The 21341-nt window shown below is 42.4% G+C and carries 18 protein-coding genes; 12 read left to right on the forward strand and 6 right to left on the reverse strand.

All coding sequences use genetic code 11. The features are described from left to right. The first annotated feature begins 25 nt into the window (after positions 1 to 25). The gene (locus tag A3K91_RS09335; RefSeq protein WP_084387321.1) at positions 26 to 1102 is read left to right on the forward strand and encodes an HpcH/HpaI aldolase/citrate lyase family protein; all 1077 of its coding nucleotides are present in this window, start codon (positions 26 to 28) and stop codon (positions 1100 to 1102) included. A 394-nt stretch (positions 1103 to 1496) separates the two neighbouring features. Then, complete coding sequence (locus A3K91_RS09340; protein WP_062845009.1) at positions 1497 to 2294, forward strand: enoyl-CoA hydratase/isomerase family protein; 798 nt, start codon at positions 1497 to 1499, stop codon at positions 2292 to 2294. 97 nt (positions 2295 to 2391) lie between these two features. Here the strand turns inward: A3K91_RS09340 and A3K91_RS09345 are convergent, their stop codons facing one another. Both A3K91_RS09345 and acnB read right to left on the reverse strand, forming a co-directional pair. After that, positions 2392 to 2835 (reverse strand): PACE efflux transporter, encoded by a 444-nt coding sequence (locus A3K91_RS09345; RefSeq protein ID WP_062845010.1) that lies wholly within the window; start codon positions 2833 to 2835, stop codon positions 2392 to 2394. A 247-nt stretch (positions 2836 to 3082) separates the two neighbouring features. Further along, positions 3083 to 5686, reverse strand: coding sequence for a bifunctional aconitate hydratase 2/2-methylisocitrate dehydratase (gene acnB, locus A3K91_RS09350; RefSeq protein WP_062845011.1), 2604 nt, complete (start codon positions 5684 to 5686; stop codon positions 3083 to 3085). A 393-nt stretch (positions 5687 to 6079) separates the two neighbouring features. Here acnB and A3K91_RS09355 point away from each other — a divergent pair, with 393 nt between their 5' ends. Both A3K91_RS09355 and lipA read left to right on the forward strand, forming a co-directional pair. Continuing rightward, on the forward strand, positions 6080 to 6511 hold the full coding sequence (locus tag A3K91_RS09355; RefSeq protein ID WP_062845012.1) for a carboxymuconolactone decarboxylase family protein: 432 nt from the start codon (positions 6080 to 6082) through the stop codon (positions 6509 to 6511). A 248-nt stretch (positions 6512 to 6759) separates the two neighbouring features. Then, entirely contained in the window at positions 6760 to 7803 is a 1044-nt protein-coding gene (gene lipA / locus A3K91_RS09360; RefSeq protein WP_057760861.1) for a lipoyl synthase, read from the forward strand. A 260-nt stretch (positions 7804 to 8063) separates the two neighbouring features. On the opposite strand, the gene A3K91_RS09365 is transcribed toward lipA, so the two are convergent. Genes A3K91_RS09365 through A3K91_RS09375 form a run of 3 tightly spaced genes read right to left on the reverse strand, consistent with a single transcriptional unit; the run spans position 8064 to position 11629 of the window. Next, positions 8064 to 10121, reverse strand: a complete 2058-nt coding sequence (locus A3K91_RS09365) for a TRAP transporter permease (RefSeq protein ID WP_208855345.1) — start codon at positions 10119 to 10121, stop codon at positions 8064 to 8066. Beyond that, entirely contained in the window at positions 10093 to 10638 is a 546-nt protein-coding gene (locus tag A3K91_RS09370; protein ID WP_062845013.1) for a DUF1850 domain-containing protein, read from the reverse strand. The genes A3K91_RS09365 and A3K91_RS09370 overlap by 29 nt, the downstream gene beginning before the upstream one ends. Then, positions 10616 to 11629 carry a TAXI family TRAP transporter solute-binding subunit gene (locus A3K91_RS09375; protein ID WP_062845014.1) on the reverse strand — a complete coding sequence of 338 codons (1014 nt, stop codon included), beginning with the start codon at positions 11627 to 11629 and terminating at the stop codon, positions 10616 to 10618. Before A3K91_RS09375 ends, A3K91_RS09370 begins: the two co-directional genes overlap by 23 nt. Before the next feature lie 658 nt (positions 11630 to 12287). Between A3K91_RS09375 and A3K91_RS09380 the strand changes: the two genes are divergently transcribed. The 6 genes from A3K91_RS09380 to A3K91_RS09405 all read left to right on the forward strand — a co-directional run bounded on the left by A3K91_RS09380 (position 12288) and on the right by A3K91_RS09405 (position 18012). Further along, positions 12288 to 13244, forward strand: a complete 957-nt coding sequence (locus A3K91_RS09380) for an alpha/beta fold hydrolase (protein ID WP_062845015.1) — start codon at positions 12288 to 12290, stop codon at positions 13242 to 13244. A 161-nt stretch (positions 13245 to 13405) separates the two neighbouring features. Further along, positions 13406 to 14227 (forward strand): 2,3,4,5-tetrahydropyridine-2,6-dicarboxylate N-succinyltransferase, encoded by an 822-nt coding sequence (gene dapD, locus A3K91_RS09385; RefSeq protein WP_062845016.1) that lies wholly within the window; start codon positions 13406 to 13408, stop codon positions 14225 to 14227. A 325-nt stretch (positions 14228 to 14552) separates the two neighbouring features. After that, positions 14553 to 15278: a 7-carboxy-7-deazaguanine synthase QueE gene (gene queE, locus A3K91_RS09390; protein ID WP_062845017.1), complete on the forward strand. Its 726-nt coding sequence runs from the start codon at positions 14553 to 14555 to the stop codon at positions 15276 to 15278. 54 nt (positions 15279 to 15332) lie between these two features. After that, entirely contained in the window at positions 15333 to 16481 is a 1149-nt protein-coding gene (locus A3K91_RS09395) for a multidrug resistance efflux transporter family protein (protein ID WP_062845018.1), read from the forward strand. 100 nt (positions 16482 to 16581) lie between these two features. Then, entirely contained in the window at positions 16582 to 17217 is a 636-nt protein-coding gene (locus tag A3K91_RS09400) for a trimeric intracellular cation channel family protein (protein ID WP_062845019.1), read from the forward strand. Between the two features lie 129 nt (positions 17218 to 17346). Further along, positions 17347 to 18012, forward strand: coding sequence for a trimeric intracellular cation channel family protein (locus A3K91_RS09405; RefSeq protein WP_062845020.1), 666 nt, complete (start codon positions 17347 to 17349; stop codon positions 18010 to 18012). 29 nt (positions 18013 to 18041) lie between these two features. Here the strand turns inward: A3K91_RS09405 and recJ are convergent, their stop codons facing one another. Continuing rightward, positions 18042 to 19865 (reverse strand): single-stranded-DNA-specific exonuclease RecJ, encoded by a 1824-nt coding sequence (gene recJ / locus A3K91_RS09410; protein WP_062845021.1) that lies wholly within the window; start codon positions 19863 to 19865, stop codon positions 18042 to 18044. Between the two features lie 304 nt (positions 19866 to 20169). Between recJ and A3K91_RS09415 the strand changes: the two genes are divergently transcribed. Both A3K91_RS09415 and A3K91_RS09420 read left to right on the forward strand, forming a co-directional pair. After that, the gene (locus A3K91_RS09415) at positions 20170 to 20685 is read left to right on the forward strand and encodes a DUF697 domain-containing protein (protein WP_062845022.1); all 516 of its coding nucleotides are present in this window, start codon (positions 20170 to 20172) and stop codon (positions 20683 to 20685) included. A gap of 246 nt (positions 20686 to 20931) precedes the next feature. Further along, positions 20932 to 21321: a YajG family lipoprotein gene (locus A3K91_RS09420; RefSeq protein ID WP_062845023.1), complete on the forward strand. Its 390-nt coding sequence runs from the start codon at positions 20932 to 20934 to the stop codon at positions 21319 to 21321. Positions 21322 to 21341 lie beyond the last annotated feature (20 nt).

Raw genomic sequence — 21341 nt, forward strand, 5'->3', positions numbered from 1 at the left:
CCATTTACTACTTACGATGCCGATTATGCCAAATACGTTAAACAATGAGTCACACATTTATAGCTACACCCAGTCTTATGCGCATTTGGTGACTGAGCGTCATGCAATGGTTAGACCGCATACCCATCATCCTTATCAGCTTGGTGCCAGTCTTTATATGCCTGCAACGCGTCAAGATATCTGGCAGGTCATCACGCGTGAAAAACTGCCAACGATCAATAGCATTATTATTTGCTTAGAAGATGCGGTCAGTCATAACGATGTCGAATTGGCACTCGAACGCTTGCAAGTATTGCTCCAGACATGGGCCACGCATATAGACAGTATTAACAATCCATCAAAACAGAATGATCTCCGAACAAAGCAACAAGCACAACATCCGACTCGCCCACTGGTATTTATTCGTCCGCGTAATCCGGCAATGCTACAACAGCTGGCTGACTACGCCAATATTGACTTGATTGACGGCTTTGTCATGCCAAAAGTCGATATGTGCAGTTTGTCCAATTGGCGCATGGCTTGTCAGAATCTGAGCGCCGATCAATTGCTCATGCCAACCCTTGAAACCGCCGCACTTTTTAATCCGCATCATAACCAAGAGCTGGCTATTGCGTTCAAAGAAGCATTCAACCAACCAGTTTTTGCACTGCGCATCGGTGGCAATGATTTATTTGCCACGCTGCGCTTACGACGACCAAAAAATAGCATCGTTTATGATACTCCTATTGGCACCCTTGCCTATCAGTTACTTGGCTGCTTTGTGCCGCATGGTTTTTATTTGACAGCGCCCGTGTTTGAGTATTTAGATCAGCCAACGTTGTTTATGCAAGAGCTGACTCATGATGTCAGTTTGGGATTGGTCGGTAAGACCGTTATTCATCCGAGCCAAATTGCTTTGGTACAACAAGCCTATCGCGTACCATCGAGCGTTTTAGATGAGGCGCAAGCGATACTTCATAGCGAAGCCAAGGCAGTGTTTAAATACAACAATACTATGCTCGAACCTGCCACCCATCGCGCTTGGGCCACTGAGATCGTGAATCGCGCTGAGGTGTTTGGCAAAGTGGATGATGGTAGTATCGACTACATCTCAGGCCTCTAAACATCAAATATTGACCCATCTAATGACATAAAAAGACCACTATCACCTGATGATACTGGTCTTTTTTATCAATAAAATATCAAATACTCATACTCTTAAGTGTCATTCTCTAAAAGTGCTTTACCATCCAATCAACTTGCTCGATCCTTTCAACATCATCGTATGACTAATATTTTTAATAACAATGCGTACTGAGCCTTTCGTACAAAATACCTGCGCTCATTTATAGCGCTTGACTGAGACTTGAATGTGTCTTAAGCGCCCACAAAACCGACTTTTATAATCATAGCGAGCTGCTATAGTAATGAGTATTGAGCGTCTTGTTGTCGTCAATTTTTGTATATCAACTTCAAATAATTATTGTAAACAGTCATTAAAAATAAGGAAATATCAGATGCCACATTCTCTCGTTGAGTATCAAAGCGAAAATCATATCGCGACGATCACCATGAACGACCCTAAAACCCTAAATGCGTTTAGCACCCCATTAAAAAACGCGATGATGGAAGCACTCAATAGGGCTGATGAGGACACAGAGATACGCGTCATCGTACTACAAGGCGCAAACAATAACTTCTCTAGTGGTGGTCACATTGGTGAGATGCTTGAAAATGGTATGGAATCTGAGGCTCTAGTTGATAAGCTTGATTTTATGCTGAGAGAAGTGGCAGAGATTAGCCTGAAGCTGCGCAATATCCACAAACCAATTATCGCAAAACTAGAAGGCGCAGTGGCAGGTGCTGGTATGAACTTAGCACTGACTTGTGATTTTCGTATCGCCAGCGAGAATGCGAAGTTTGTTCAAGCGTTTGTCAATATTGGCCTCATTCCAGATGCAGGCGGTATCTACTTATTGAATCAATTGATTGGAGCTGCAAAGACGACTGAACTGGTTATGCTTGGTGATAAGCTCAAAGCCGATGATATGGCACGATTAAATGTGGTAAATACTGTCGTCAGCGCTGATGAGATAGATGCAAGCGTTCAAGCACTAGCAACTCGCTTGAGCAATCTACCTGGCAAAGCATTGGCATCTATGAAACATATGATCAATGTACATGCATTTGGCGGGTTGAATGAAGCCCTAGATATGGAAGTTGAACAACAAAACATGATGGCCGTGACAGATGACTTTAAAGAAGGGATTACTGCTTTCATGGAGAAGCGCAAACCCGTTTATCAAGGTAAATAACTGATTGGCGATTTAGTGATATCGTTAAAAAGGCTGCTCATTAGCAGCCTTTCTTGTACGCAATGTCATTGTCACTGCTTAACAGTATAGTCGTTATTTATGATGCGGAAGCTGACTCATGTTGATAAGGTAATGAGAATATCTTGTCAAAAATTAAAGTAAACGTAAAAGTATAGACTAAGAAGAATAGCAACAGCGCTACCTCCATCATAAAGGCTTTTACTAGACCAACATCGTACCAAATCATATAGAGTGGCAAGCAGATCAATACTAGACCGCCTTCAAAACCAAAAGCATGGGCACTACGTATCCATAACGTACGACGTACAATTTGCCTGCGACGTTCCCACGCTTCAAAAACGGTATTGTATATAAAGTTCCAAATAACGGCTGCCATCGACATCATTACTGCGATAGGCAAGGATTCTGCTGCATCGCTATGACTAAGCTTCATCAATATAAGAGTAGATAAAATAATAGCGATAATTTCGAAAGATGTCACATAAATGAAGCGACGTTTGAGTGGGGATAAAGTAATCAACCAAGACTCCAAAGCACCTGTACTTAAACAAAGAAGTGCATATCAAAGTATCGGTCCGTCCCGAGTTAGAAAAGAGAGAGGAAGTGCAGAGCCACGGTTTCCGCCTGCCCGTATATTATACATAAAATGGCATAAAAAATCAGCCTATGTATTTACAATGCAAAAACCCCGCATCATTACGATACGGGGTTTTTATTTAAATAAGAAAGGTAGAACTTAAAACGTTTTACTTAAACGTCAACCAAAATTAACTCAACTGAGCAACGTTAATCTTATCAGCTTCTTCCGTATAGTCTTCCATACGATCGAAGTTCATATATTGATAGACTTCATCGCCCATGCTGTTTAGCATGCCAGCATACTGCTGATATTCTTCATTCGTTGGTAATTTACCAAGTACGGCGGCAACTGCTGCAAGCTCTGCAGAAGCCAGATATACGTTAGCGCCTTGACCCAAACGGTTAGGGAAGTTACGCGTAGACGTCGATACCGCAGTAGACTTCGGTGCGATACGTGCTTGGTTACCCATACATAGTGAACAACCAGGCATCTCAGTACGAGCGCCAGCTTGAGCATAGATGTTGTAGTATCCTTCTTCCATCAACTGTCGTGCATCCATCTTGGTCGGCGGTGCAATCCATAGACGAGTTTTTAGGCTTCCTGCTGGTACGTCTTGTAGCAGTTTACCCGCGGCACGGAAATGACCGATATTGGTCATACATGAACCAATGAATACTTCATCAATGGTATCGCCAGCCACATCAGCCAAGGTTTTGGCATCATCTGGATCATTCGGGCAGCAAAGGATTGGTTCTTTGATGTCAGACATATCGATGGTGATGTCAATGGCGTATTCCGCGTCGTCATCAGCACGCATGAGGCTTGGATTAGCCAACCACTCTTGCATTTGCTCAACACGGCGACTGATGGTACGCGCATCGCCATAGCCTTCAGAGATCATCCACTTAAGTAGCGTGATGTTTGAGTTTAGGTACTCAGTCACTGACGCTTCAGACAAAGTGATGGTACAACCAGCAGCACTACGCTCAGCTGAGGCATCAGATAGCTCAAACGCCTGCTCAGCGGTCAAGTCTTCTAGACCTTCAATCTCAAGGATGCGGCCGTTAAACTCGTTGATTTTACCTTTCTTGTCAACGGTTAAGTAACCTTCTTTGATCGCTTGATAAGGAATCGCATGTACTAGGTCACGTAGCGTGATACCAGGCTGACGCTCACCCACGAAACGAACACGGACAGATTCAGGCATATCAAGTGGCATCACACCAGTTGCTGCAGCAAATGCTACCAAGCCAGAACCGGCTGGGAACGAAATACCCATTGGGAAACGAGTGTGCGAGTCACCACCAGTACCAACGGTATCTGGAAGTAGCATACGGTTCAACCATGAGTGGATGATACCGTCACCTGGGCGCAAGCTGACACCACCACGGTTCATGATAAAGTCAGGTAGTGTATGCTGAGTCTCAACGTCAACTGGCTTTGGATAAGCGGCTGTGTGACAGAATGACTGCATCACGAGATCCGCTTGGAAGCCCAAACATGCCAAATCTTTTAGCTCATCACGCGTCATTGGGCCTGTTGTATCTTGAGAACCGACGGTGGTCATTTTTGGTTCACAGTACATACCAGGACGTACGCCTTCTAGACCGCAAGCTTTACCAACCATTTTTTGTGCAAGGGTGAAGCCTTTACCAGTATCAGCTGGTTCTTCTGGCTTAGCAAATACGTCTGAATGACCAAGACCCATATATTCACGAGCACGGTTAGTCAAACCACGACCAACGATCAATGGAATACGGCCACCAGCACGTACTTCATCAAGCAATGTTGGCGAACTCAAGTTGAAAGTAGAAAGTACTTCGTCAGAGTCATGCTTCGTGATTTTGCCTTCGTATGGATAGATATCAAACACATCACCCATGTTTAGGTTATCAACCGCGACTTTTTCGATTGGCAATGCGCCTGAATCTTCCATGGTATTAAAGAAGATAGGAGCGATATTGTTACCAAGTACAAGACCGCCACCGCGTTTGTTTGGCACGTTAGGAATGTCTTCACCCATGAGCCACAGTACTGAGTTGGTAGCAGACTTACGGCTAGAACCAGTACCAACAACATCACCCACGTAGGCTAGCGGATGGCCTTTTTCTTTAAGCGCTTCGATCTGCTTCATTGGGCCAACAACGCCCTCTTGATCCGCATCGATGCCATCGCGTGAGTTTTTGTGCATGGCTAATGAATGCAGTGGAATGTCCGGACGGCTCCATGCGTCTTGCGCAGGTGACAAGTCATCCGTATTGGTTTCGCCAGTCACTTTGAACGTGGTGTATGTGGTTTTTTCTGGTACTGCGTCACGGTTCAAGAACCATTCAGCATCGGCCCAAGACTGAACAACGCTTTTTGCAATGTCGTTGCCCGCTTCTGCTTTTTCAGTGACATCATTGAATGCATCAAAGACGAGCAATGTCTTTTTCAATGCTTCAGCAGCATCTTGTGCGACTTCGCTATCATCTAATGCCGCAACCAATGGCTGCACGTTATAGCCACCTTGCATTGTACCTAAGATTTGGACTGCTTTTTGCTTGCTGATCAATGGTGAAGATGTTTCACCTTTTAGGATAGCGGCTAAAAATGCTGCTTTAACGTAAGCTGCTTGGTCAACACCAGCAGGAATACGGTTTTCTAATAAGTTCAATAAAAAAGCATCTTCGCCTGCTGGAGGATTTTTTAATAGTTCGACCAACTCTGCTACTTGTTTTTCATTCAATGGTAGTGGTACGGTTCCTAGCTCAGCACGTTCTTCGACATGTTTACGATAAGCTTCTAACACAATAATCGTCCTCGTCAGTTGGGGATTTAGTACATGACGTGGGTAGTCAACATGACAGCCTGCGACCATGCACCATATGGAATAATAAGTCGTGCAATCATAGCTTAAAATGCTCTAAATGTTAATGGCTGAGCTTTGAAAAGGCGCATAATGGGGCCATATTGGACATTTAGTAGAAAAATAGTAGTATCAAAAATATGATTGACTGCCTTTCTAAAATTGATATTTGAGGTTCAATTTTGGACAGATAGTTTTTATAACCGATTGCTTGATTTATACCAAAGTGAATACCATATGATAGGTATCGTTTTTTATAACATAATGCTTTGATAAAAATATGATTTTGGTAAAATAGCGCGGCCATAACAATTTTATTAGCCGCAAGGATGCCATATGAACGATAATAGGGAAACCGATCAAGATACGAGTATAAGCATTACTGCTCATTACAAAAATGGTTTAAAGGTTCGTACCGAGGTGATGGGTGAAGATCATGTAAAGCGGTCATTAGAGACTGCTACTGGTTTTACTCAGCCTTTACAAGATTGGATCATTGAACATGCTTGGGGTAGTACGTGGCAAGATGATTCGGTATTACCGCGCAAATATCGCTCATTAATCACGATTGCCTTTTTGATTGCGCAAAAAAGTCCAAATGAATTAAAAGGACACATCGAAGGCGCGATTAATAATGGTGCAAGTGTCGCTGAGATTCGAGAAATCCTAATGCATAGCTTGCCATACTGCGGTGCACCTACTACTCAAGAAGCGTTTCGCGCTGCCATAGAAGCACTGAATGAGTTGAATATCGATATTGATATTTAAAACTATGCTTAACAATAGCGCTCTAGTACTCTTAGTCGCATAATGGTTCTTATAGCCAATAACTTTAATGACCAGTAGTTTTGAAAATATAGTTGTTTCGAAAATACAGTAGTTTGAAATATAGAATAATCTTAATCGCATTGATTAAAAATCAGTCTTTAAATTTCTGTTATAATGGCCCAACTCAGAAACCATGCTAATAATTCCATAAACCCTTATTCTATAAAGGGTTAAGAGATAAACTTATTATGACAACTGCCGTACAAACCCATGTCCCTGCCGCCAAGGCCAAACCCAAAAAGGCGATCCAAGGCGAAAAATTGCGTGGCTATGATAAAGTTGCGCGTATCCCAATTAAAGTAATCCCAACGGTTGAGGCAAAGAAGAAGCCTGACTGGATCCGAGTAAAAATGTCGTCGCCTGCTGAAGTGGCGCGCATCAAAGCCACTCTTCGTGAGCAGAAGCTTTATACCGTTTGTGAAGAAGCGGCCTGCCCTAACTTGCCGCAGTGTTTTGCCGACGGTACGGCAACCTTTATGATCATGGGTGATATCTGTACGCGTCGCTGTCCATTCTGTGATGTCGGTCATGGTCGCCCTAATGAGCTAGATAAGGATGAGCCACGTCATACTGCCGAAACCATTCAAGGTCTACAGCTTAAATATGCCGTCATTACCTCTGTCGATCGTGACGATCTAAAAGATGGTGGTGCAGGACATTTTGTAGAAGTATTAAACGAATCAAGAGCGCTTAGCCCCAACTGTTTGATTGAAATCCTAGTGCCAGATTTCCGTGGCCGCATGGATATCGCTCTAGACTTATTGACAGAGACCGCACCAGATGTGTTTAACCACAATATCGAAACGGTACCACGTCTATACAAAGCTTTCCGTCCAGGTTCTGACTATCAGCATTCGCTTGACTTGCTCAAGATTTATAAAGAGCGTCGTCCTGATATCGCAACCAAATGCGGCTTTATGGTGGGTCTTGGTGAGACTGAAGAAGAAATTTATGCGTTGCTTGACGATTTAAAAGCGCATGATGTCGATATGATTACGATTGGTCAATACTTACAACCAAGCAAAAACCATGCACCAGTCGATCGTTACGTTCATCCAGATGAATTTCAACGTTATATGGACTACGGCAAAAAGATTGGTTTCTTTAGCATTTGGGCAGGCCCGATGGTACGCTCAAGTTATTTCGCTGATCGTCAATACTATGGTGAAGATTGCCCAGCCCCTATTCGCAGCAAAAAAGCGTTAGAAGCTGAAGGCAAACTTGGCTGTTAATCATGCTTTAGTGATTTATACCAAACTATAGACAAACGAAAAAAGGGTGAATAGCAGATATCTGCTATTCACCCTTTTTTATGATTTGATCAACAGTTTCTATCTTAAAATATCAGTAACTAAAGTCTAAATACTTCAAATTTATACCATTACCAAAATTTTGAGTAGCAAGGAAAACGAGTGCAAGTACTACGTATTGTAGACTAAACGAGTTTGACACAGCTAATCACAGTTTTGGAATTGGTACTGCATATTCAAAATCAAACACTCACCGTTGGTGTAGGTGCTTTACTTGTCTTCATATTCCATGCTGCAATACCAAGAACGATAACACCACCTGCAATGCCTGTGGTAATTTCAGGATAAATCAGTAATAGAGCACCAATGGCTAAGATAACACGAGTCACCGGATTCATGTCTCCTTTAAAGTATCCTTCCAATGCTGAGCTTAAAGCGATGACACCCATGACCGACGTCACAACAACCGTAATGATATCTACAATCGGTGGTAGCGGGAAATCCTTGGCCGTTACCGCTAGACCTGTCGGATCTATCAACAACATCGTTGGGTTATAGATAAACATGAAGGGCACAATAAATCCTGCCAGCGCCAGTTTGAGCGATAAGAACCCAGTTTTCATCGGATCACCACCCGAGATGCCAGCACCAGCAAAGGCTGCCAAACACACAGGCGGTGTAATATTAGCAAAGATACCGAAGTAAAATACAAACATGTGCGCTGATAAGATCGGAATATCAAAACCAGCCAAGGCTGGAGCAGCCATTGTCGCGGTGATAATATAAGCAGGAATAGACGGTAGCCCCATCCCCAAGACCATAGATGCTAGCATCGTTAAAATAAGCGTGAAGAACAGCGATCCTGCACCAAGCGTGACGATAGAAGATGTCATCACTGTACCAAAGCTGGTCAGACTCACAACCCCAATAATAATACCAACGACCGCACAAGCAGCCATTACCGCGAGCGACTGGCGCGCACCATCTTCTAGTGCGCCCAAAATGTCTGCAAAGCTCATACGAGTCTCAGCACGTAGCATACTTACCAAAATAGTAAACCCAATGGTATAAGCTGCGGCATAGCCGACAGGTACGTTTCTGATTAATAAGAAAATCAAAAAGACAATCGGTAATAGCATATGACCGCGTGCTTTTAACACTTCTTTTACCGCAGGCAAGCTCTCTTTTGCAATGCCTTTTAAATCGCGACGCCCCGCCCGAAAATGCACCTGTGCAATTACGCCCAAATAATACAATATAGCTGGTAATAATGCTGCCAACGCAATTGTGCTATAAGGCAGGCCTGTAGTCTCTGCCATAATGAATGCACTGGCACCCATAATTGGTGGCAATATCTGCCCGCCGACAGACGCACTCGCCTCAACCGCGCCAGCAAAATCTTTGTGATAACCAACTTTTTTCATCAAAGGGATGGTAAAAGCGCCTGTACTCACCACGTTCGACAGCGCCGACCCATTAATACTTCCCATAAAGCCACTGGAAATAACTGCGACTTTTGCAGGACCGCCTTTTTTATGGCCAGCAATAGCCAATGCTAAATCATTGAAGAGCTGTCCCATCCCTGATCGTGCTAAGAAGGCACCAAAGAGGATGAATAAGAAGATAAAAGTAACCGATGCGCCGATCGCAACAGAATACAAGCCTTCAGTTTTTAGAAATAATTGACCAAAAATATCGCCCATGTCATAAGGGCGAGTCAGTAGTCTGTCTGGCATAAAATTCAAATGACTTACAAACGGATACGCCAAAAATATAGCAGCCAATATCGGTAAAATCCAACCTGTGATACGGCGACTTCCCTCCAATACGCAGATGACGGTAATCAAAGAAAATATGACATCTGTCATATTCGCCATGCCCCCACGTGAGGTGACAATGTCTTGATACTCATAGATCAAATAAGCCATCCCCGATAAGGAAAGAGCGAACCAAATCCAGTCATACCAAGCCACTCGTTTGCGGCTGCTTTTTTTACTGGCTGGGAAAATTAAGAAGATAAGCGCAAAACCGACGCCCACATGCACAGATCGCTGTAATAATGCGGGCATCGGGTTAAAGGTAATATACAAATGAAAAAGTGAATAAAGTATACAAATACCAGCGATGAAATACTTTACTGGTCCTTGAGTGATATGACGCGTGATTGACTCTCGATCGTATTTTTCTAATATGGCTTTATTGTGGGCTTGCACCTCAAGTTCAGCGTCGACATTAGTCTTAGAGTCGGTGTTGGAATGTATGGGCAAATCATTATTGTGATCCGTCACTTGGGAGTTCATGACACAAGTCCTTTTCAAGTCTATCAATTAAACCATACGTCTTAGGCATGATCACCACTTCAGAATAGTCTGGCACCCATTGATGAATCAAAAAACGATGGCCACCGTAATTAATCTCACCTTTGGTCAGTCTAGATACTACCCAATTGAGGTTAGGCAGCTTTTCATCGATTTGATAACCCAGATAGCCAGGTTTTTGTACGGGAGCGAGTTTTTCGGTAGAGGGCGTGCCTGCCCCGAAAGCCTCAAAATAAGTGGTGGTCAGTAGCAACTCATCGTCCATGCGTTGGTATTGCTCTTCCCACCATTGCTTTTCTACAGAATGTATCCAGCGCAGCTCAAAATCAGGGTCGGTAAAATAACAAACCTTGTCGTCATCACCCTCTAGTCCTGCGACTCGTACTTCAACAACAGATTGTTGAGCGAAGCCCATCCATAGAGTAAAAAACATCAGTGCCGCAATGCCTGCTGCGCCACTGACTAACCATAATAATTTATTTGGCTGCTTGTTCGTCATAGTACTTTTTCGCGCCAGGATGAATTGGAGCGACCATACCTTCACTAGCCGTTTCTAGACTGATATCGTTGGCGGCTTGGTGCGCTGTTTTTAGACCATCCAAATTATCAAATAATGCTTTGGTCAACTTATAGCCATCTGCTTCTGACAGATCAGAGCTAACCAATAAGGCATTCATAATGGCGGCGGTTGGAATCGCAGCGTCATTGCCATAAGTACCAGCAGGAATCTCAAAGGTTTTAAAGTAAGGTTTTGACTGAATGATTTCTTTGAGTTTGTTTTGATCGATAGTAACCAATTGCAAGTCTAAGCCCTGCTCTAATTCCATCAACGATGAGTTTGGAAGACCACTACTAAAGAACGCTGCTTCAATTTTACCTGCTTTCATGCCATCGGCTGCTTCAGAGAAGCCAAGATAATCAACTGTCACATCATCATAAGTAATCCCAAACCCTTCTAATAACGTTCGCGCATTTACTTCTGTTCCAGAGCCTTGATCCCCTACTGCAATGCGCTTGCCTTTTAGGTCTTCAATATTTTTAATACCCGATTTTTTGGTGGTGACGATTTGCACCACGTTAGGATACAAGACAGCCAGCTGTTGAATATTGGTGATTGGCTTATCAAAGTTGTTTTTGCCTTCGACCGCGTCTGTAACCACGTCGCTGAGCGCCAGCACCATATCAACTTTACCTTGAGTCAATAGATTGACGTTTTCAACTGAGGCACCGGTGGTCTGCGTTTTTGAGTTGACTCCAAAAGTCTTTACATAGACTTCTGATAATGAAGTACCGATGATGTTGTAAGGGCCTGATGCACCGCCTGTCGCGATGGTAAGAAACTTAGTATCAAGCTTATTTTCGTCCGTAGCACTACTATCTGCCGCTGCGCTTTCACTGTTCTCTGAGCTTGGAGATGAGCACGCTGTCAGACCTAAAATGGCACTTAGCATTGCTGATAAAAGTAATGGGGATTTTAGAGAATTGAGCATTGAATTCATCCTTGAAAATAATCAGTTTAATAAATCTAATTGCATTGCTACTGCAATTAACGCATTACAGAGCTGTAATAGTATAGTAATCCTTCTGATAAATAAACCGTGTGCCCTATGCTCAGCTACTCTCAATCATTGCTATTGATGTCGCTAAAACAAAGACACGTAACAAATCTATCCAAATATTCTATACAGCACTCTATGAATATTTCGTTCTGCTAAGCGAAACAAAGTTTCATTTGTTAAACTATTTAAGCAAAATTAAGAAACATTGTAAACCTTTATCATTGTTTCAAGAGAGATGAGACCCTATTTAAAAAGTATTTAGTAAGTTTGATCAATATAAGCTCAGAGCTTAATTCTGATCGCCAATCCGTCAACTTATCAACACAGTGAGACTATTAGATTTTGTGATCTACCAATCTGGTAGTATAAGTATGAGTTTTGAATGCATGAAATAAAAGCAGCCGAAGTAATAAAAAAGGTTAAAAATGTCAGATGATTATCAGTGTTACGTACAATCATTGAAGATGCGACGTATAATAGGCCGATATTTTTGACACACTTTTTTAAGATTACTCTCTATGTGATTGAATAAAATCCAAAACCGTTTGATTAAAATTAAAAAACAGTAACATCATTTAAGGAGCTCGATATGATTAGCCACCCTGATACAAGTAACGATCACATTCTTTCCTCTGACAACATCCACTACTTACATCACAGTTTTTTTGAACCAAGCAATCAAGACATGGCGATAAAGGCCACGTTGTTGATTGTACATGGCATGGCAGAACACAGTGGTCGCTATACAGATTTTGCACAGTTTTTGGCAAATAACGGTATCGCTGTAGCAACTTACGATCAGCTTGGTCATGGTCAGACCGTTAAAACAGAAGAAGACTTAGGTTTTTTTGGTGAAGAACACCCAGTACAGTCGTTGTTAAAAGACGTCGTTGTTATGGCAGATAGCCTAAAGTCTCGCCACCCTAACGTACCGCATTTTGTGATGGGTCATTCTATGGGCTCGTTCATTGTACGCAACGTACTCAAGCATCATGCACACAATTTTTCGGGTGCCATTCTGATGGGAACAGCTGATACCAACCCATTGACCAAAGTATTGCTGCCTATTAATCGATTACTGGCACGAGTCGCTCCTAGACAACCAAATAAAGTATTGGGGACAGTCATGAACAAGGTGCTGAACTTCAGACTCGATAATCACACGTCTTCCTCGCCATTTGCTTGGTTGAGCGAGAACCCAGCCAATGTTGCCGCTTATGAAGCCGATCCAATGAGCGGTTTTGATTTTACTAATAATGGCTTTATGACGTTGTTTTCACTCATGGAGACAGGTTTAAACAAACGCTGGTCTACCACGATTGCCAAAAACTTCCCAATGCTATTTATTAGTGGTGAAGAAGATCCAATCGGTGATATGGGTAAAGGCATTCGTAAAATTGTCACGCGCTTAAACAAGCAAAATTTTAGCACCGTAGATATTCAGCTCTATGCCAACATGCGTCATGAGCCATTGCATGAAACAGACAATCAGAGTGTCTATGAGGATATTTTGGAGTGGTTAGAGAGCAATATTCCTAATCGCTAAACCAGATGTGCAAGTTTACGCTCAACGCGTTTGCTAAAAGTCGCTAAATTAGAGACAATATGGCAAGCAAATTTTCGTCTGAGTCACAAGCTTCATTTCATTATAATAGTTACTTAATAATAGTCACTTGTACTACTTTTTCATCAACATTAGGAACCTATATGTCACTACAACAAACCATCGAACAAGCTTTTGAAAATCGCAACGAATACAGCCCAAGCACCATGCCACAAGACGTTCGTGAAGCGGTCGAGCAAGTACTTGAGCAATTAGATAACGGTACATTACGCGTTGCAGAAAAAAAGGATGGCGAATGGGTCGTAAACCAGTGGGCGAAAAAGGCCGTTTTACTATCTTTCCGTCTCAATGACAACTATGTTCAAGCCGCTGGCGAACATGTACAGTTTTATGACAAAGTACCGACTAAGTTTGCAGATTGGACCGAAGCTCAGTTTAAAGAAGCTGGCGTACGTGTTGTACCACCAGCCGTTGCACGCAAAGGCTCATATATTGCAGCTGGTGCTGTACTTATGCCATCGTATGTCAATATTGGCGCTTACGTCGATCAAGGCGCTATGGTAGACACTTGGGCAACTGTGGGTTCATGTGCTCAAATCGGTAAAAATGTTCATTTATCAGGTGGCGTTGGTATCGGTGGTGTATTAGAGCCATTACAAGCCAATCCGACTATTATCGAAGACAACTGCTTTATCGGTGCTCGCTCTGAAATCGTTGAAGGCGTGATCGTAGAAGAAGGCGCTGTCATCTCTATGGGTGTGTATATCGGTCAATCTACGCGTATTTATGATCGTGAAACTGGCGAAATTCATCGTGGTCGTGTACCAGCTGGTTCTGTTGTCGTACCAGGTAGCTTGCCATCAGAAGATGGCACACACAGCTTATATGCTGCGATTATCGTGAAAAAAGTTGATGCACAAACGCGTGCAAAAACCGCTGTAAATGAGTTATTGCGTTTAGACTAATCTTAATAACCGATTCATTTCATAATAATTTTTGTCAAAGGTGCTTAGAGCTTTCTAAGCACCTTTATACTGTCAGTGACCCAGTGAAAAATACCGTTTTATATAAGAGAAACATTCTCTTAATAAGGCATGCTAATCCAAACTGTTTGATGTATCACAATACCAATTAAGACATTTGTGAATTCTCTATTCAAAATATGTTACTCTTCGCAAACAACGGTTTACTGCTCAATATCAGCGTATAATACCAGCGACAAAAGTGATGACTCTAACCTCATTTTTTCATCCTTAATTTTTAATTCTTACTCCTATACTGTGCCTCTCTATGTCAATCTTACGTAATGCCACCATCCCTGTCACAGATCCTGAAGCGGGTCTACGTTTGACAGAAATATTTTACTCCTTACAAGGTGAAGCGCTGACCTCAGGCTTACCAACGATATTTGTGCGCCTGACTGGCTGTCCATTACGCTGTGTCTATTGTGATACCGAATACGCCTTTACTGGCGGTGAACGTCAATCATTGGATACAATTATATCGATGATAAAAAGCCATCCATGTAAACGCATCTGCTTGACTGGCGGTGAACCTCTCGCTCAACCAAACGCGATTGAGTTGATGAAGCGTTTGCTGAGCGAAGACTATGAGATATCGCTTGAAACGGCCGGCGCTCTGACAGTAGAAAATGTTCCACCCGCTGTCAGTAAAGTGATGGATCTCAAAACGCCAAGCTCAGGTGAAGTTGATAAAAACTTATGGTCAAATCTCGACTATTTGACTCAGCATGATCAAATCAAATTCGTCATTATGAACCGCGAAGACTATGAGTGGGCAAAAGCAAAACTGGCTGAACATAAACTCAATGAACGGGTTGGTACGGTTTGGTTTTCGCCCATGTTCAATGTTGGAGAGGATGTTGATGAGGACATCGGTCCTGATGTACCCGTATTGGCACGCGAACTAGCAGAATGGATATTGGTTGACGCTCTGCCCGTACGCTTTCAGTTGCAACTACACAAAATCATTTGGGCAGACGCCAAGGGCAAATAAATAATTTATATAAACGATCTTAGTACATAGTACGTCAAGGATGAAGGTATCGGCATGGTCAAACTAATTTTATTGGGCTTATTAGCGGGCGCATTTTTTAGCTCGACATTTATTTTAAACGAGCTAATGAGCGCGGCTGGTGGGAATTGGTTTTGGTCAGCCAGTATGCGCTATGTGTTTATGTTGCTGATTGTCACTGCCATCATTGCTATGCAGCACGGCGCTGACCGTATCAAAGAACTCATGACTATTTTTTGTCAGCACTGGGTATTTTGGTGTATTACGGGCAGTATTGGCTTTGGGGTATTTTATACAGGTATTTGCTATGCAGCCGATCATGTTGCAGGGTGGGTCGTTGCCGCTACCTTTATGTTTACTGTCGTAACGAGTTTGCTAGTATTAGTAGCATTTGGACAGCGCTTTGATAAAAAGTTCATTGCGTATGCGCTACTGGTATTCGTTGGTGTGGCCATGGTCAATGTTAGTGAAGGCATGCATGCTGCTTCTGCTTTAGATGCGAATGCCGCATCTATGAAAGATATGCTTCTTTATGGTGCCTTACCGGCGCTGATTGCCGCCTTTAGTTACCCTATTGGTAATCAGCTGGTTTGGCAGGTGTCTTATAACAATCGTAAGCAGCGTGCTGACTTATTATCGAGCCAAGACGGTCATACTTCACAAAATGACATGCATGAGGACACAAACGCTTTGATTACAGAAGCGCCTGTCTTATCAATGGATACGAATTATACGGCAGACGATAGTTTAAACGTCAATCATACCAGCCCGCCCGCTTCTGCTTCATTTTTGCAAACCCTTATTGCCCGCATACCTGCTATCGAAACCAACTTACTACAGAATGCTTTTAACAAAGTATGGCTAATGACACTCGGAAGTTTGCCATTTTGGCTACTCTTAGGTCTTATCATTCGTCCTGATATGCCAGACACTTCGCAGTTATTCAATACGTTGCTTGTCGCTTTGTTAGCAGGTGTTGGCGCTACTAGTATCTTCTTGTATGCACGTGAAAAAGCAGAAACGTCTAGTGAGGTAGCTGGCGTGGATGCGACACAAGCCAGTGAAGTCATATTTGCTTTGATTGGCGGGATGTTGTTGCTGAATAATTCTATACCACCAGCAATGGGTTTACTGGGTATTGGATTGATTATCGTTGGACTAATCCTGTTTGCCAAAGATGGTTAATGGCCATCTAATACAAAACATTTTTAAAATTTTGGTTTAAATTCGGCTTAAGGCAACTGTTCTTAAGCTATTTTTATGGTCACTACTTGGTACTACAACCATGGGCAATGCTTTAATTTTTCCAGATATTTTATTATATTTACTAGATATGGTTGGTGTGATCGCTTGCGCCATCGCAGGGACATTGCTGGCACAGCATAAAGGCTTAGACATTTCTGGCTGTGTATTGGTATCAATGGTCAATGCCATTGGCGGCGGTACGCTACGTGATATGGCGCTGGACCGTCACCCCTTATTTTGGATGACAGATCTCAATTATGTGATTGTAATTACCGCGACCTCTCTTATTTTACAAATGTTCTTTCATCTGTATCATAAGATTGATAACGCGCTTAAGCTTTTTGATGCGATTGGGCTGGCTGCCTTCAGTGTGATTGGTTTTAAGATCGCCTTGACGCAGGATATGGCTCCTCTCATTGCTATTATGATGGGTGTTTGGACAGCCATTATTGGTGGATTACTACGTGATATCATCTGTAACGAGATTCCACTCGTGCTACAGCGTGAAATCTACATTACTGCCAGTATTGCTGGTTCTGTGACGTATTTACTTTTACAACGTTTAGGTATCGACTCTGGTATCAATGAATTTATTATGCTGTTTGTTATCTTTGCTATACGTATGTTGGCACTGAAGTTCGATTGGCATTTACCGTCTATTCGCCTCGTTGCCTAGGTACTTAGTGCTTAGTATAAATCTTTAATGTGAGTGATTTGATGCAAATATAGTAGTATTGGCACCTTAGTTTTGGTTTAGCATATCCAGTATCGATTGATTATCCTCTAAATTTAATGAGACTTGTTTATGCTGGCTATCGCATTGAATCCTGCAACGCTAATCACCACTTTTGATCCCGGTTCTTTGATATATCTCTTTGACATGATAGGCATTGTGGCTTGTAGCATTTCAGGCACAATATTGGCCAAGCATAAGAAATTCGATGTATTTGGCTGTCTACTTGTCTCCATTGTGACTGCTATCGGTGGTGGGACTGTCCGCGATGTCATTTTAAACCGTCATCCATTATTTTGGATGGTAGACATGAGTTATCTGACGGTCATCACTATTTCTTCATTGGTTATGCAAATATTTTTTCATCCCAATTCCAAACGTGTCAATAAATTCCTTAGATTATCAGATACCATCGGGTTATCTGCTTTTACACTCATTGGTATCAAGGTCGCTGACAGCATGGGAACAAATGTGCCTGTCGCCTTGCTGCTGGGTGTGATTACTATCATCGTGGGTGGCATCATTCGTGACATGATCTGTAATGAGATTCCACTCGTGCTTCAGCAAGAGATTTATATCACTGCAGCATTAACTGGCGGTATTCTCTACTTTGCCCTGCATAATCTTGGTGTAAGAGATTGGGTCACAGATATCGCCACAATGAGTACGATTTTTACTTTACGTATGCTGGCGATACGCTATGACTGGCAGTTTCCAACACTTGAATGGAAATATTAAAATACTTTACCTCTCAGACAATTAGTCTCTTAAGTCGTTTTTACTACTGCCAAGTCTTTGACCATCAATTGTAAGCTTTGTTTGCCGTTCCATTCATTGATGTCCAATTGAAACAACAAATGGACACGTTCGGTACGATAATCCCAAATGCTACTATCAAAATTAAAATAGATAGCTTCAATCGGATACTGTACATCAGGATATCGCAGTGATAATTTAAGATGCTTATCTTTTAATATCTTAAAACTCAATACCTCAAAAACGCCGTCAAATATTGGTGGCGCAAAACCATGACCCCAAATACTGGCATCGGCCAAATGCTCAGCAAACCATAGGCTAAAATCAGTTGCCTGCAACGGCCCATCACTGAATTTCTGTTCTGCAAAAATCTCATCATCTATCTGCGCCATAACATCATTAAAAGCTGTCTCAAATGCTTCGAAGTTACGACGTTTAAGCGTCAATCCTGCGGCCATTGCATGTCCACCGAAGTGACTGATAAGATCAGGATGACGCTCAGCGACCTGCTCAATCGCATCACGAATATGTACACCAGCGATAGAACGTGCTGAGCCTTTGATGGCATCATCTTCGCCCGTCCGCTGCGTATCCGCTGGAGCAAAGACAATACTAGGCAAATAATGACTTTCTTTTAATCGTCCAGCCACGATACCAATCACGCCTTGATGCCAGTCGTCCTGATATAAAACAATACTGCGCTTGTGATTGTTGATAGTTTCTGTTTTAGGCTCAGGCTGCACAATCACGTCATCGACTTCGTTACTTTCTACAGCAGCGTCATTACTATCAGTTTCAGTTAATGCCTGCACAATACTATCTGCTTGTGCTCGCATCTCCCCTTCTACCTGACGACGAGTACGATTTAACTCCTCAAGCTCTTGCGCCAAACGCTGCGCAGTACGCCAGTCTTCGGTTAATAAGCATTCGATACCGATACGCATATTATCCATACGTCCAGCAGCATTGATACGCGGACCTAAGACAAAACCGAAGTCTTGTGCCTGTAATTTCTTAGGGTCGCGACCTGCTTGTTCTAATAGAGCTAAGATACCTAAGCAACAGCGACCTTGGCGAATAGCAGCCAGACCGTGATGTACTAAGATGCGATTATTTTTATCGAGCACGCCAACATCGGCGATCGTGCCGAGCGCCACTAAGTCTAGATATTGGCTAACTTGCACAGTAGATTTACCCTCTGCACGGCGTAACTTGGCCAGACGTCCAAGTACATAAAAAGCCACGCCCACCCCTACCAGTGCTTTACTAGCAAAACCACAACCAAGCTGATTTGGATTGACCACAGCTTGGGCTGGCGGTGTTTCTTTAGTAGTCAGATGATGATCAGTAATAATAACGGTGATGCCATCCGCTTGTGCGCGCGCTACACCTTCATGGCTGGAGATACCGTTATCTACCGTCACTATCATATCTGGCTGATAAGTCTTGATACCCAGCTCAACAATTTCTGGCGTTAGACCATAGCCATACTTGAAACGATCGGGCACTAAAAAATCAACCACAGCACCCATTTTGGTGAGTGCGCGCATCATAAGCGCGGTACTGGTTGCGCCGTCACAATCAAAGTCGCCAACGATTAAGATGCGTTGACCTTCATCAATTGCTTCATCTAATAAGCGGACTGCTTCTATAACACCGTGCAACTTCTCAGCAGGTAACAATCCAGATAGTCCAGTATCAAGTTCTAAAGGATCGGTGATACCGCGACCTGCATATAGACGAGCAAGCGTTGATGATTGAGCAGCAAGAGGTTGCAATGCGAGCGGTAACTCGTCGATGCGAGTATGGGTATAACGAGGGGTTAAATTTAGCATTTGCCTATTCTACTGGCTTTAGCAGAGGCTCACAATCACAATTTTTGTCATACTTGTTTATTTTTTTACCTCAAAATACGAAGATAAGAGCTATGATAAAGCGCTTATTTCGGTGAATATGTCAAAGAACTCATTATTACCCTACTTAAAAATCTAACTATTTACAAAAACGGTGCATAGTTGCTGTATTTTTCTGCATTTTGCTACAAAGCAATGATTGTATACGGCTTATAAATCCATAGAATGGTAGCCATCTGCACAACTTGTTATTTATTTTTTAATTTTATATTTATAAGGATATCCTATGAAAACTACACCACTTGCTGAAAAACTACCAGATACTATTGACCCAAACTTAGATCTTGAACAAGTAAAAAAAGAATGTCAGAAGCTGGTAAAAAAGCGCGCTAAGATATCTGCCGGTGTAGCTATCGTCCCTGTTCCGTTTTTTGACGTTGCAGTTGATGCTGGTATGCTTACGCAGTTGGTGCCTGAAATCAGTGAGCGTTTTGGTTTGATTGAAGGCCGCCAATCAGCAATCGATTTGCAATCTAGAGCTGTACATTGGAGTGCATTAAAAGACCGCACGGTAGATTTTGCTGGACTTATGGCAACTCGCGGTATTGTTAAGAAAACCATCCAAGGCTTTGGTGGTCGTATCGCAGCCAAGCAAGTTACCAAATTTGTTCCTCTTGGTGGACAGTTAGTTGCAGCAACAATGGGTTATACTATCTTCAAGAAAATCGCAAACGATCATATCAATGAGTGCTATAAACTGGCCAAAGACATTCAACAAAAACAACACAGTAAGAATGTCTAAAATATAGCGTTTGTTTGAATAAAACTTAACCAGCTAAGATGTGTTGTCTTAGCTGGTTTTTTAGATTCTGATCAATAATCATGTCAGGTGTTAAACGCAAATTTACAGACAGTAAGATCTCTTATCTTATAAGTTTCGAATAACCATTTTAAAAATATGCAATAATTATAAGCTAAGCCCAGCTGTTTATAGTTAGATATACGTATTTTCGCTGTCATATCAATCAAAACTTTAGAGGATTTATCCATGAAAAAACGCTTTGCTTCAACCATTTTGCTTGCTACCTTCGCTTTAGCTGGATGTGCGACGACAGATGGCACCAATAACAGTGCAGGCAATGCTATCGGTACAGCAAACGACATTGGTATGAACATTTTTAAATCAGCAATTGATAATCAATGCCGTAGCCAAATTGAAAAACAAAGCGCTTGGCGTATTGCCAGCGTTGCTATGACTGATACGCAACAGGAAGCAGTGAAAAGCAATGTTTGTGGCTGCGTGAGCGAACAGGCACCGCAGCAAGTCACACTGGTTGAACTCGGCAACGCTGCCATAGATTCACAATATCGCACACAACTGGTGGCAAAAGTCGTCGCAAAATCTCTACAAAGCTGTTATGCAAGTTTCACCAAATAAGCGTATCGAATAAATACATA

It is taken from the genome of Psychrobacter alimentarius (genome assembly GCF_001606025.1).
In the GTDB taxonomy this organism is placed as follows: domain Bacteria; phylum Pseudomonadota; class Gammaproteobacteria; order Pseudomonadales; family Moraxellaceae; genus Psychrobacter; species Psychrobacter alimentarius.

Excerpts from the sequence above, each read along its gene's own strand:
- A3K91_RS09335 (WP_084387321.1), top strand. The coding sequence starts at position 26 with ATGCCAAATACGTTAAACAATGAGTCACACATTTATAGCTACACCCAG.
- A3K91_RS09340 (WP_062845009.1), top strand. The coding sequence starts at position 1,497 with ATGCCACATTCTCTCGTTGAGTATCAAAGCGAAAATCATATCGCGACG.
- A3K91_RS09355 (WP_062845012.1), top strand. The coding sequence starts at position 6,080 with ATGAACGATAATAGGGAAACCGATCAAGATACGAGTATAAGCATTACT.
- lipA (WP_057760861.1), top strand. The coding sequence starts at position 6,760 with ATGACAACTGCCGTACAAACCCATGTCCCTGCCGCCAAGGCCAAACCC.
- A3K91_RS09365 (WP_208855345.1), bottom strand. The coding sequence starts at position 10,121 with ATGAACTCCCAAGTGACGGATCACAATAATGATTTGCCCATACATTCC.
- A3K91_RS09370 (WP_062845013.1), bottom strand. The coding sequence starts at position 10,638 with ATGACGAACAAGCAGCCAAATAAATTATTATGGTTAGTCAGTGGCGCA.
- A3K91_RS09375 (WP_062845014.1), bottom strand. The coding sequence starts at position 11,629 with ATGCTCAATTCTCTAAAATCCCCATTACTTTTATCAGCAATGCTAAGT.
- A3K91_RS09380 (WP_062845015.1), top strand. The coding sequence starts at position 12,288 with ATGATTAGCCACCCTGATACAAGTAACGATCACATTCTTTCCTCTGAC.
- dapD (WP_062845016.1), top strand. The coding sequence starts at position 13,406 with ATGTCACTACAACAAACCATCGAACAAGCTTTTGAAAATCGCAACGAA.
- queE (WP_062845017.1), top strand. The coding sequence starts at position 14,553 with ATGTCAATCTTACGTAATGCCACCATCCCTGTCACAGATCCTGAAGCG.
- A3K91_RS09395 (WP_062845018.1), top strand. The coding sequence starts at position 15,333 with ATGGTCAAACTAATTTTATTGGGCTTATTAGCGGGCGCATTTTTTAGC.
- A3K91_RS09400 (WP_062845019.1), top strand. The coding sequence starts at position 16,582 with ATGGGCAATGCTTTAATTTTTCCAGATATTTTATTATATTTACTAGAT.
- A3K91_RS09405 (WP_062845020.1), top strand. The coding sequence starts at position 17,347 with ATGCTGGCTATCGCATTGAATCCTGCAACGCTAATCACCACTTTTGAT.
- recJ (WP_062845021.1), bottom strand. The coding sequence starts at position 19,865 with ATGCTAAATTTAACCCCTCGTTATACCCATACTCGCATCGACGAGTTA.
- A3K91_RS09415 (WP_062845022.1), top strand. The coding sequence starts at position 20,170 with ATGAAAACTACACCACTTGCTGAAAAACTACCAGATACTATTGACCCA.
- A3K91_RS09420 (WP_062845023.1), top strand. The coding sequence starts at position 20,932 with ATGAAAAAACGCTTTGCTTCAACCATTTTGCTTGCTACCTTCGCTTTA.